11 protein-coding genes and 1 pseudogene are annotated in these 11,220 nt (G+C 77.5%); 6 read left to right on the plus strand and 6 right to left on the minus strand.

The window, feature by feature from the left end; genetic code table 11:
• Positions 1-7 precede the first annotated feature (7 nt).
• Complete coding sequence (locus MN205_RS06730; protein ID WP_242125558.1) at positions 8-1,060, plus strand: aldo/keto reductase; 1,053 nt, start codon at positions 8-10, stop codon at positions 1,058-1,060.
• Positions 1,061-1,198: 138 nt separating this feature from the next.
• On the opposite strand, the gene MN205_RS06735 is transcribed toward MN205_RS06730, so the two are convergent.
• Both MN205_RS06735 and MN205_RS06740 read right to left on the minus strand, forming a co-directional pair.
• Positions 1,199-2,974: a diguanylate cyclase gene (locus MN205_RS06735; RefSeq protein WP_242125561.1), complete on the minus strand. Its 1,776-nt coding sequence runs from the start codon at positions 2,972-2,974 to the stop codon at positions 1,199-1,201.
• 131 nt (positions 2,975-3,105) lie between these two features.
• Positions 3,106-3,882 (minus strand): endonuclease/exonuclease/phosphatase family protein, encoded by a 777-nt coding sequence (locus MN205_RS06740; RefSeq protein WP_242125563.1) that lies wholly within the window; start codon positions 3,880-3,882, stop codon positions 3,106-3,108.
• A gap of 36 nt (positions 3,883-3,918) precedes the next feature.
• Between MN205_RS06740 and MN205_RS06745 the strand changes: the two genes are divergently transcribed.
• Positions 3,919-4,536 (plus strand): nucleotidyltransferase, encoded by a 618-nt coding sequence (locus MN205_RS06745; RefSeq protein WP_242125565.1) that lies wholly within the window; start codon positions 3,919-3,921, stop codon positions 4,534-4,536.
• A gap of 93 nt (positions 4,537-4,629) precedes the next feature.
• A pseudogene (locus MN205_RS06750) lies at positions 4,630-5,316 on the plus strand (sigma-70 family RNA polymerase sigma factor); the annotation flags it as partial.
• A gap of 152 nt (positions 5,317-5,468) precedes the next feature.
• On the opposite strand, the gene MN205_RS06755 reads toward MN205_RS06750, so the two are convergent.
• Genes MN205_RS06755 through MN205_RS06765 form a run of 3 tightly spaced genes read right to left on the minus strand, consistent with a single transcriptional unit; the run spans position 5,469 to position 8,260 of the window.
• On the minus strand, positions 5,469-6,533 hold the full coding sequence (locus MN205_RS06755; RefSeq protein WP_242125567.1) for an NAD-dependent epimerase/dehydratase family protein: 1,065 nt from the start codon (positions 6,531-6,533) through the stop codon (positions 5,469-5,471).
• 3 nt (positions 6,534-6,536) lie between these two features.
• Entirely contained in the window at positions 6,537-7,907 is a 1,371-nt protein-coding gene (locus tag MN205_RS06760; RefSeq protein ID WP_242125568.1) for a cytochrome P450, read from the minus strand.
• Entirely contained in the window at positions 7,904-8,260 is a 357-nt protein-coding gene (locus tag MN205_RS06765; RefSeq protein ID WP_242125570.1) for a hypothetical protein, read from the minus strand. Before MN205_RS06765 ends, MN205_RS06760 begins: the two co-directional genes overlap by 4 nt.
• Positions 8,261-8,325: 65 nt before the next feature.
• On the opposite strand from MN205_RS06765, the gene MN205_RS06770 reads away from it, so the two are divergent.
• A complete protein-coding gene (locus MN205_RS06770; RefSeq protein ID WP_242125572.1) occupies positions 8,326-9,207 on the plus strand; it encodes a Rieske (2Fe-2S) protein in 882 nt (293 codons plus the stop codon).
• A gap of 18 nt (positions 9,208-9,225) precedes the next feature.
• Here MN205_RS06770 and MN205_RS06775 read toward each other — a convergent pair whose 3' ends face one another.
• Positions 9,226-9,492: a hypothetical protein gene (locus tag MN205_RS06775; protein ID WP_242125574.1), complete on the minus strand. Its 267-nt coding sequence runs from the start codon at positions 9,490-9,492 to the stop codon at positions 9,226-9,228.
• Between the two features lie 190 nt (positions 9,493-9,682).
• Here MN205_RS06775 and MN205_RS06780 point away from each other — a divergent pair, with 190 nt between their 5' ends.
• Both MN205_RS06780 and MN205_RS06785 read left to right on the plus strand, forming a co-directional pair.
• On the plus strand, positions 9,683-10,318 hold the full coding sequence (locus MN205_RS06780) for a biliverdin-producing heme oxygenase (protein ID WP_242125576.1): 636 nt from the start codon (positions 9,683-9,685) through the stop codon (positions 10,316-10,318).
• Positions 10,315-11,220, plus strand: a 906-nt coding sequence (locus MN205_RS06785; RefSeq protein ID WP_242125578.1) for a GAF domain-containing protein, incomplete at its 3' end; no start/stop codon positions are given. The genes MN205_RS06780 and MN205_RS06785, both read left to right, overlap by 4 nt.

The raw sequence follows: 11,220 nt of genomic DNA on the forward strand, positions 1-11,220 counted from the left end.
TCCGGGCATGGAGTACCGGCGACTCGGACGGTCGGGGCTGCGCGTCTCGACGATCACCATGGGCACGATGACGTTCGGCGGGAGGGGCGCCTTCGCGAACGTCGGGAACACCGACGTGGCGCAGGCCCGCCGCCAGGTGGACGTCGCGCTGGAGGCGGGGGTGAACCTCCTCGACACCGCGGACATCTACTCCGACGGGCGCAGCGAGGAGATCGTCGGCGAGGTCCTGCAGGGCCGCCGCGACGACGTCCTCGTCGCCACCAAGGCGCGCATGGTCGCCGGGCCCGGACCCAACGACGGCGGCGCCTCACGGCACCACCTCGTGCGCTCGGTGGAACGCAGCCTGCGCCGCCTGCGCACCGACCACGTGGACCTCTACCAGATCCACGAGTGGGACGGGCAGACCCCGCTGGAGGAGACGCTGGAGGCCCTGGACACGCTCGTGCGCTCCGGCAAGGTCCGCTACGTCGGCGCCTCCAACCACTCCGGCTGGCAGCTGATGAAGGCCCTGGCGGTGGCCGACGCCCGCGGGTACCAGCGATACGTCTCCCAGCAGATCCACTACACGCTGCAGGCGCGCGACGCCGAGGACGAGCTGGTGCCGCTGACGCTCGACCAGGACCTCGGCGTCCTGGTGTGGAGCCCGCTCGCCGGCGGGCTCCTGTCCGGCAAGTACCGCCGCGACCGTCAGGCGCCCGAGGGCTCGCGGCACCTGACGGACTGGGACGAGCCGCCCGTGCACGACGAGGGCAAGCTGTACGACACCGTCGACGTGCTCGTCGAGGTCGGCGAGGCGCACGGCGTCTCCGCCGCGCAGGTGGCGCTGGCCTGGCTGCTCGGCCGGCCCGGCGTGACGTCCCTGGTGATCGGCGCGCGCACCGAGGAGCAGCTGCGCGACAACCTCGCCGCCGCCGACCTGGTGCTCACGGACGAGGAGCGCCGCCGCCTGGACGAGGTCAGCGCGGTGCCGCTGCGCTACCCGCACTGGCACCAGGCGGCCACCGCCGGGGACCGGCTCTCGGCCGCGGACCTGTCGCTGCTGGGCCCCCACCTGGGCTGAGCCCCGGCCGGGCCGCACCGCCGTGCGCCGGGGTGGCGACGCCCCACCCGGGCGCACGGCGTCACCACCGGACCGGCAGCGGGCCGCGGGAGAACCCGGTGCGGACGAGCTGGAGCGGCTGTGGACCCGGCTGCCGCGCTAGACCCCCGGGGCGACGACCGTGGCGTCCCGGCCGGCGTGCTTGCCGCGGTACAGCGCCTCGTCGGCGCGCGCGAGCACCTCGGCCGCCGACGTCCCCGGCACCCACTGCGCCACCCCGGCGGTCGCGCTCTGCCCGCGCGGCACCACCGCGCGGATGCGGTCGGCCACCAGCACCGCGTCCGCTGCGGTGCAGCCGGGCAGGGCCAGCACGAACTCCTCCCCGCCCCAGCGGGCCAGCGTGTCCACCTCCCGCAGGCAGGAGGAGGCCCGCTCGGCGAACTCGCGCAGCAGCGCGTCGCCCTCGAGGTGGCCGAACGTGTCGTTGTAGCGCTTGAAGTGGTCCAGGTCGACGAGCACGAACGTCAGCGGCACCCCGGTGCGCCCCGCCCGGGAGATCTCCCGCGGTGCCGTCTCGTCCCAGTGCCGGCGGTTCGCCAGGCCGGTCAGGGCGTCGCGCTCCGCGGCGCGCGCCAGCCGCGCCAGCAGGTCCGCGCGCTCCACCGCGTGGGCCGCCTCCCCGGAGAACGTGCGCAGCAGCGAGGCCAGCGCCGCCGGCAGCACGGCCACGCGCTCGTGCCAGACCACGCTGAGCACGCCGATCGGCTCGTCGCCGCGCAGCAGCACCGGCTGCCACACCGCCGAGGCGGCGCGCACCGAGCGCGCCAGCTCCGGGTCGCTGCCGGCGCGGGCGGCCACGTCGGGGGCGAAGACCTGCTCGCCGTCGAGGAACGCCGTCGCCGTCAGGCTGGTGCGGGCGCTGACGTCCACCCGGATCCTCACCCGGCCGTCCACCCCGGCCGCGGCGGTCGAGACGAGGGCGCCGGGCTCCTCCGGTTGCAGGAGGTACACGGCGTCCGCGCCCGTCAGGCCGCGCACCGCCTCGCACACCGCCTCGCGGGGGTCCTCGGCCGTGGCCACCGCGCGCGAGGCCCGCGCCAGGGCCTCGACCTGCTCGGCGTGCTCGGCGAGCTGCGCGTGCGCCTCGGCCAGCGCCGCCTCGCGGGCGCGGGCGGCGGTCACGTCGTGCATCGCCAGCACCGCGCCCAGCAGGTTCCCGGTCGCGGTGCTCATCGTGCGGGCCGTGCACAGCACGGTGCGGGCCGGGCGCCCGAAGGGCAGCACCACCACCTCGGCGTCCACGACGTCCTCCCCGCGCAGCGCCCGCTGCAGGGGGGAGTCCTCCGCGGTGAGCAGGGTGCGCCCGTCCGCCCGGTACAGGCCGTAGTGGGCCGGCTGGTCCTCGGCGTCCAGGTCGTCGCGCACCGGCTGCCCGAGCCAGTCGGTGGCCGTGTCGTTGCCCAGCTGCAGCCGGCCGTCGGGATCGGCGACGAGGATGCCCACGTCCACGGTGGCCAGCACCGCCTCGGTCAGCTCGCGCCGGTGCTCGACCTCGGCCATGACCAGCTCGGCCAGCGTGCGCTGCTCCTCGGCGTCCAGCGCCTCGCGGGACGCCCCCGCACCGGGCCGGCGCTCCAGCGCGGGCACCAGCAGCAGCGCCACGTCCTCCAGGCGGGCCAGGGTCGCCGCGTCCGGGTGGGCGCCGTGCAGGCACAGGGCGCCCAGCGGCGTCCCCCGGGCGCCGACCACGGGCACGCGGGCGCAGGCGCAGGACGCTCCGGGCTCCAGGGCGCACGGCTGGTCGCCGGTCAGCAGCTCCACGTCCCCGCGGGGCAGGCCCGCCACGGCGGCCGCCAGGCGCAGGGCCGCGACCACCTCGGCGTCGAGCGCGGCGAGGTGCGCGGGGACCGGCGCGCTGTCCGTGCTGGTGCTCACGTCACCCTCCCTCTCCGCAGCGCATGGGCGTCCCCGGTCCATCGGCGCACGTGGGAGCGGGGTTGAGCGGCACCGCCGGACGGGGGCCACGGGGCCGTGCCGCGGTGCCGTGCCGCGGGGCCGGTGGGGGCTCAGTCCAGGTCGACCGTCAGCGCCAGGTGGTCCGACAGCGGCAGGCGCCGGGCCCGGGCGTCGTGCACGCGCAGCGGGCGGGCACCGTCGTCGCCCACCAGCACGTGGTCCAGCTGGCGCTCGGGGGCGTGCACCGGGAACGTGTCGGCCCGCACCAGCGGGCGCATCCCGGTGCTGCGCCGCACAGCCTCCGGCTCCAGGTTGAGGTCCCCCATGAGCACCACCGGGGCGGGGGAGCGGCGCAGCGTGCGCGCCAGGCGGCGCAGCTGCCAGGAGTTCCACCCCGGGACGAACGACAGGTGGGTGCTCGCCACCGTCAGGCAGCGTCCCGTCGACGGGTCCTCCACGGCGGCCACCACGGCCACGCGCGGCTCGTCGCGCACCAGCTTCGGACGGCGCTGCCCGGGGAAGACCACCGGCACCGTGCACGGCACCGACGGCAACCGCACCACCTCCCACGAGCGCACCGGGAACCGGGACAGCAGCGCGATGCCGTAGGCGGCCTCGTCCGGCTGCTCCTGCCCGGTGGCCGCCATCCAGGTGGCCCCGGGGGTGCCCGACAGCGCCGCCACGAACCGGTGCTCGCCGGCGTCCAGCGCCTCGGCGGCCACCGCGGTCAGGTCCGCGCGCGCGGAACGCTCCTGCGAGCGGTCCACCTCCTGCAGGGCCACCACGTCCGCGTCGAGGGAGGCGATCGCGGCGGCGTAGCGCCCCACGTCCACCCGGTCGTCCTCCAGCGATCTGCCGTGCAGGATGTTGAAGGTCGCCAGTCGCACCTCCCCAGGGTGCGGCACGAGGGCAGGAGGAGCACGGTGGAGAACACGGGCAACCACGGCGTCGGCGACGGGGAGGTGGACGCGGGCGTCAACCCCGCCGCCACGACCGTCGAGCAGCGCCGCACCGCCCTGGTGCGCGTGGCCGCCGAGCTCAAGCGCGCCGGTGCGCCGTTCGCGCTGGCCGGCGGGTACGCCGCGTGGGCCCACGGCGCCCCCGAGCCGGTGCACGACGTGGACTTCGACCTGCGCGCAGAGGACGCCGAGCGGGTGCGCGAGCACTTCCGCGACGCGGGCCTGGAGGTCCTCGCCCCGCCGGAGGACTGGCTGTTCAAGGTGCTCAGCGACGGCGTGGAGGTCGACCTGCTGCACCGCGGCGGCGGTGTGCCCGTCGACGACGAGCTGCTCGCGCGCGCGCAGCGGCTGGAGGTGCTGTCGGTCGAGATGCCGGTGATCTCCGCCACCGACGTCGTCGTGCACAAGCTGTGCGCCTTCGACGAGCACACCTGCGACTTCGCTCCCGCGCTGCGGGTGGTGCGCAGCATCCGCGAGGCCGTGGACTGGGAGGCGGTGCGCGAGCGCACGGGGCACCGGCCGTTCGCACAGGCGTTCGTGCACCTGCTCGAACTGCTGCAGGTGGTCCCGGGCCGCGCCTGAGCACGGTGGTGGCTGCGGTTGCCGACCAGGTGCGTCGGTGCTCGACTGTGCCTCGCGGGTGCAGCAGATCGCCTGATCACCGAGCAAGAACTGATGCGGAGGGTTTCCGTGACCGCTCTAGTTCCCGACGTCGATGCTGCCGTCGCCCCGACGGCGCCGCACAGGACCACCGGCCCGGCCGTCGAGGACCTGGTCGTGGAGCACCTCGACCTGGCACGTGGCCTGGCCTCGCGCTACCGCAACCGCGGCGAGTCCTGGGACGACCTGGTCCAGGTGGCCTTCCTCGGGCTGGTGAAGGCGGCGCGGGGGTACCAGCCCGGCGCCGGTGCGTCGTTCGCCGCGTACGCGGCCCCGACGATCACCGGTGAGATCCGCCGCCACTTCCGCGACCACGGCTGGGACGTCCGCCCCCCGCGGCGCCTGCAGGAACTGCGTTCCCGGATGCGGTCGGTGGAGCGGGACCTGGAGCAGGAGAACGCCACCGGTGCGGACGAGGCCGCGCTGGCCGACCGGCTGGGCACCTCGGTGCAGGAGGTCCGCGAAGCGCGTTGCGCCGCAGCGGCCTACTCGGCGGTCTCCCTGGACGCGCGCCTGGGCGCCGACGACGACACCACGGTCGGGGACACGCTCGTGGCCTCCGGCGACCCCACCGCCGTGGTCGACGACCTCGCCTCCCTCGGGCCGGTGCTGGCGGAACTGCCCGACCGCGACCGGCGGATCCTGGCGATGCGGTTCTTCGCCGACGCCACGCAGTCCCAGATCGCCGCGGAACTCGGCATCAGCCAGATGCAGGTGTCCCGGTTGCTCTCGTCGGTGCTGCACCGCCTGCGCGACGCCCTCGCCGGGGAACCGGCCGGTCGGCAGCAGCGACCGGCGGTGCCCCGGCGCGCCGGTTCCCCGGTCCGCGTGGTTCGCGCGCCCGGTGCGGTGCGTCACGTGCCCACCCGCGAGCCCGGTTCCGCGGCCGAGCGGCTGCGCAACGGCGGCGAGGCGGTTCCCGCGTGCTCGCGCATCCCGGCCAGCAGTTCGGTGAGCACGTCCGCGGCTGCGTGACGGGGCTGCCAGCCCAGTTCCCTGCGTGCGCGGTTGGTGTCCATGACGGGCACCGACATGCCCAGGTCGAACCAGCCGGGTTTCACGGGGTGGATGCGCGCGTGGTAGCTGGCGGCCACGGCCGCGCGGGCCAGCCCGTGCGGCACGGGGACGAGAGTGCGCGCGTTCAGGGCGCGGCCCAGGTCGCGCCCGCCCAGGACGGGTTCGTCGGCGAGGTTGAACGCACCACCGGCGCGCTGCTCCACGATGCGCACCAGGGCGTCGGCCAGGTCGTCGGCGTGCACGACCTGGAACCGCACCCCGTGCGGCAGCGGGAGCACCGGTAGCGGGACGCGCCCCAGCGCGCGGGTCGGCACGAGGGCACCGGCGAAGTACCGGGCGATCTCGCTGGCCGAGTCCCGCTGGAACACCAGGCCCGGGCGCACCCGGGTCACCGTGAGGCCGGGTGCGTCGGGTTCGACGACGTCCAGGTGCGCCTCCACGGCGGCCTTGTCCCGCGAGTACTGCAGGGTGGGGATCCCCGTGGCGGGCCAGTTCTCGTCGACGCGCGAGTCGTCGTCGGGGTGGGGTGCGTAGGTCCCGATCGACGACAGGTGCACCAGGTGGGGGACACCCGTCTCGCGCACCGCGCGGACCACCTCTCGGCTGCCGCCGAGGTTCACGCGGGCCAGCTCCGCGGGGTCGCGGGCCGGCTGGATCAGCCAGGCGGTGTGCACCACCGCGTCGGCGCCGCGCACCGCGTCGTGCAGCTCGTCGCGGCGGGCCGGGTCGGCGATGTCCAGCGACGTCCACGTCGCCGTGTCGTAGGGGGCCCGGTCGGCGGGCGGCAGTCGCCGGCCGATGCCGACGACCTCGTGCCCGGCGCCCTCGGCGTTGCGCTGCGCCAGGCGCCGCAGCAGGGCGGTGCCGACGTTCCCGGCGGCTCCCGTGATGACGATCCGCACTCCTCAGCGCTCCTCTCCGGCCGCCGGGGCGACCTCCGTGACGACGAAACCGTCCGCCGGCCGCGACGGGACCGGCCGCGCCGGCATCCGCGTCTCCTGCGGCGGGACGGTGAACCGCAGACCGGACAGCACCTCGGCGGCCTGCGCCAGCAGGCGCACCGTGGCCGGTTCCCCCGGGCAGCGGTGGCCGGTGCGGGCGTCGCCGCCGCCCTGCGGTGCGAAACCGTGCGCGACCGGGCACACACCGGCGCCGTCGAAACGGCCCGGGTCGAACTCCTCGGGCGACGGCCACGCGGCCGGGTCGCGGTGCGTGCTCACGACGTCCAGCACGACCCGGTCGCCGGCGCGCAGGCGGTGCCCGGCCACCTCGGCGTCGCGGCGCAGCCGCGTGGCCAGGGCCGGCACGAACGGGTAGCGCCGGCGCACCTCGTGCGCGACGGCCACGGCGGTGCCGGACGGTTCCGGCCCGCCCGCCGCGGCAGCGACGGCGTCCCGCCAGCGCGGGTGCTCGTGCAGCGCGACCGCGGCCTGCGCCACGAGCCACGCCACGGCCACCGTGGGGCGCAGCACGTTCAGCAGCTCGACCGCCGCCGTGCGCTCGTCCAGCAGCCGGCCGTCGGGTTCGCGGTGCGCGGCCACCAGGGCCAGCGCGCTGCCGGCGGGGGCCAGGCGCCGGCCGGAGCGCACGTCCCGCACCGCCCGCGCCGCCCACCGTTCGCAGCGGCCCCGCGCCCGGCGAGCGCGCAGGAACCGCGGGCCGGCCGAGCCGAACCCGTCGACGATCGTGGCGAGCTCGTGCGCGCGGGCGGTGTCGGTGGCCCCACCGGCCCCGGCCCCGGCCCAGCGCAGGACCGCCCGGCCGAGCACGCCGACGGCCTCGTCGAAGACCTCGACCCGATCGCGGCCCGGCCACCCGCGCACCGCCCGCGCCCACTCCTCCCCGGCGGCGGCCACCAGGCCGTCGACGCGCTCGGGGGCGAGCGCGGTCGTGAACAGCTCCTTGCGCACCCGGTGCGCGGCGTCGTCCAGGCCGTGCACGGCGCCGCGCCCGAACAGGACGTTGCTCAGCGGCGCCGGCACGGCGCCGCGCCGCGCCACCAGGGAGCTGTCGTAGAAGGCGCGCACGCCGTCCGCGCCGCGCACGACCACCGCCGGGCGGCCCAGCAGCCGCGAGCGCACCGCGGCGCCCGCCGGGGCGCCGCGGTCCGGGCGCAGCCGCGGCAGCCCGTCGAAGCCGCGCACCACCAGCGTCAGCAGCAGGTCCGGGGTGCGGGTGCGGGTGCGGCCGCGCGCGTCGCGGACGGCGCCGGGCACGTTCGTGCTCACGGGCGCCTCCGCGGGGGTGCCGCGCGGCGGAGCGGTCGTGGTGCTCATGCCGCGCAGGTACCCGGTCCGTCACGGTCCATGCGCTCCCGGCGCACCGGGTGCACCGGGCGAGCCGTCGACGACCTCGCGCGCCACGTCGTGCAGCCGCCGCCGCTGCCCGCGCGCCGTCGCCCGCAGCCGGGCGAACGCCTCGTCGGGGGGACGCGGCACCGCTCGGCCAGCACGCCCTCGGCCTGCTCCAGGACCACGCGGCTGTCCAGCGCCCGCTGCTCCTGCACCCGCTGCCCGGCCGCCACGCGCTCCCGCTGGGTGATGCCCACCGCCCCGAGCGAGGCGAGGGCGCGCACCACGGCCGACTCCACCGCGTCCAGCGCACCCGCACGGGTCGCGAGGCGCGGCACCCGCGCCCCGCCGCGGGCGGGTGCTTCGAGGTGCCGGGCGGCGCGGACCGGGGTAGGCAGGGGCCATGACCCTGATCGGCACCCTGTTCGACGCGCCGTCCCGGCTGACCGCGCTGGACCCGGTGGCCTCGCGCGCGAAGGGGCTCGCCGACCGGCTGCTACCCGGCGGCCGGGTGCGCGGGTTGCTGCACGGGCGCCCGTTCGGGCACCCGGCCCACCCGGCGATGGCGCTGGTGCCGGTGGGCACCTCGATCTCCGCGCTGCTGCTCGACGCGGCCGCCGCGGTCCTGCCCGCCGGGCGCGCCCTGGACCCCGCGGCCCGGTACCTCACCGCCACCGCCGCCGCTTCCGCGGTGCCCACGGCGATCGCCGGGTGGGCGGACTACACGGGCCTGCACGTGGACCAGCAGCGCACGGCGCTCGTGCACGCCACCGGCAACGCCGTGGCCGTCACCTGCTGGGGCGCGTCCCTGGTGGCGGGGCGCCGCGCGGCGCTGCTGCGCACCGCGGGCACCCTGGCGGCCGGTGCGGCCGGCGCCCTGGGTGGCCACCTGGCGTACCGGTGGGCCGCCGGCCCGAACCACGCCGAGCACCTGCCGCACCTGGCCGGCGACGAGCACGCGGACATCGGCGCGCTGGAGGAGCTGCCCGACGGTGAGCTGACCCGCCGGCACGTCGGGGACGCCCCGGTGTGCGTGCTGCGGCGCGGCTCGTCGGTGCGGGCGCTGGCCGACACGTGCTCGCACCTGGGCGCCGGCCTGCACGGCGGCCAGGTGCGCGAGGGCGCCGGGGGCCCGGAGGTCGTCTGCCCCTGGCACGGCAGCGCCTTCCGCTTCGACGACGGCGCCGTCGTGGACGGCCCCGCAGCGTCCCCGCAGCCCACGGTGGACGTGCGGGTCGCCGACGGCCGCGTCCTGGCCCGCGTCGACGGCCCGCCGGCGTCCTGACCGGGGGGACCCGGTGGTTCAGCCCAGGAAGTTCGCCGGGTCCGGGCCGCTGCGGCGCAGCCGCACGCCCGGCGGGCGCAGCGCCGCCTCGAGCGAGCGCACGAGCTGGGTGTTGCGCGCCAGCTCCTCCGCCGGGGCGCGCGCGGCCAGCAGTGCCAGGCGCTCGGCGTAGGCCTCGCGCAGCGCGTCGAGGGGGAGTGGGTCGCGCAGGTCCACGACGGCGGACGCCGCACCGGCGCCGCCGGCGGGTACGCGCCGGGTGAGGGGTGTGCTGAGGGTGTCCACGGGAACTCCGGTGTCCGCGCAGGGAGCGGCCCGCGACTGGACCGCGCGGGCCCGGGGGGGTGGACCCGAACCTCGATGTCACCACGCCGGCCGCGGCCGGGCAAGCGGTGCCGTGTCCTGGACGGGGCGCCGGGGCGAGGGTCTACGGTCGGCGCAGAGCGGTGCGCGACCGTTCGGGGAGAGCGGGGACGTGACGACTGACGGCGTGACCGGCGTGGTGCCGGCGGGGGACCGGCGTCCCGGCGGGGCGCTCGCCCACGTGCGGGCCGCCACCTCGCGGGCGCACGAGGAGCTGGACGGCTCCCTGGACGTGCTGCACCGGCCCTGGGACGTGGACCTGCACCGGCGCTGGCTGGAGCTGACCCTCGGGCTGCTGGACCCCCTGGAGGCGTCCCTGGCGCGCTGGGCGCGGACGGACCCCGCGGCCCTGGACGTCGCCGCGCGGGCGCGCGCCGGGCTGGCGCGCGGGGACCTGCGCGCCCTCGGCGCCGACGAGGCGGCCGTGAGCGCCGTACCGCTGTGCCCGGACGTGCCCGGCGCCGCGGACCGGGCACAGGCCCTGGGCCTGTGCTACGTGCTGGACGGCTCCACGCTCGGCGGCACGCTCATCCACCGCACCGCGGTCGCCGCGGGCGTGCCGGAGCGGGCCTGCACCTCCCTCGTGGGCCGTCCGGGCGCCGGGCGGCGCTGGCGCGAGACCGCCGCGGCCGTCGACGCCCTGGGCGCGCCGGGGGACGCGGCCGTGGAGGAGATGACCGCCACCGCCCTCGCCGCGTTCGCCGCCTACCGGCGCTGGTTGGCGCCGCTGGCCCGGGCGAGCGCGTGAGCCGCCGCCAGCGGTCCGCCGGCCCGGTGGGTGCCGGTCCCCCGTCGCCGGAGGTGCCGGTCGAGGCGGGCACCGAGGCGCCCGCCTACGTGCCCGCGTACGGCCCGGTGGACCTGACGAACTGCGACACCGAGCCCATCCACGTGCCGGGCGCCGTGCAGCCGCACGGGTTCCTGCTGGCGGTGGACCGCGGCACCCACGAGGTGGTCGTCGCCTCCGCCAGCACCGCGCGGCTGCTGGGGCGCGAGCCGGGCGAGCTGCTCGGCCGGCCGCTGCGCGAGGTGCTCGGGGAGCGCCTGGCCGCGGAGGTGCTCGCCCGCGACGCCGCCGACCAGGTCACCGAACCGCTGCACACGGTGCTGGACCTGGCCACCGGCCCGGGCGCGGACGTCGACGTGGTGCTGCACGTGTCCGGCGAGCGGCTCGTGGTGGAGGTGGAGCCGGCCGGTTCCTCGCCGGCGTTCTCGCCGGTCTCGTACCGCTCGGCGCGCGCGGCCGTGGGGCGGCTGACGGAGACGGGCTCGACCGGCGCGCTCGCGCAGCAGCTGGCGCACGAGGTGCGCACCCTGACCGGTTTCGACCGCGTCATGGTCTACCGCTTCGACGCCCAGTGGAACGGCGAGGTCGTCGCCGAGGACCGCCGCGACGACCTCAACGCCTTCCGCGGCCTGCACTACCCCGCCTCCGACATCCCCGCCCAGGCCCGCCGCCTCTACACCGTGAACTGGACCCGGCTGATCGCCGACGTCGACTACGCGCCCGCACCCCTGCACCCCCTGCTGGACCCGGGCACCGGCGCCCCGCTGGACCTGTCGCACTCGGTGCTGCGCAGCGTCTCGCCCATCCACGTCGAGTACCTGAAGAACATGGGCGTGACCGCCTCCATGTCCGTCTCCCTCGTC

The sequence above is a fragment of the Kineococcus sp. TRM81007 genome (genome assembly GCF_022669155.1).
Lineage (GTDB): Bacteria > Actinomycetota > Actinomycetes > Actinomycetales > Kineococcaceae > Kineococcus.

Coding starts and splice junctions, on each gene's coding strand:
- MN205_RS06730 (WP_242125558.1), top strand. CDS start 8: ATGGAGTACCGGCGACTCGGACGGTCGGGGCTGCGCGTCTCGACGATC.
- MN205_RS06760 (WP_242125568.1), bottom strand. CDS start 7,907: ATGAGCACCACGACCGCTCCGCCGCGCGGCACCCCCGCGGAGGCGCCC.
- MN205_RS06770 (WP_242125572.1), top strand. CDS start 8,326: ATGACCCTGATCGGCACCCTGTTCGACGCGCCGTCCCGGCTGACCGCG.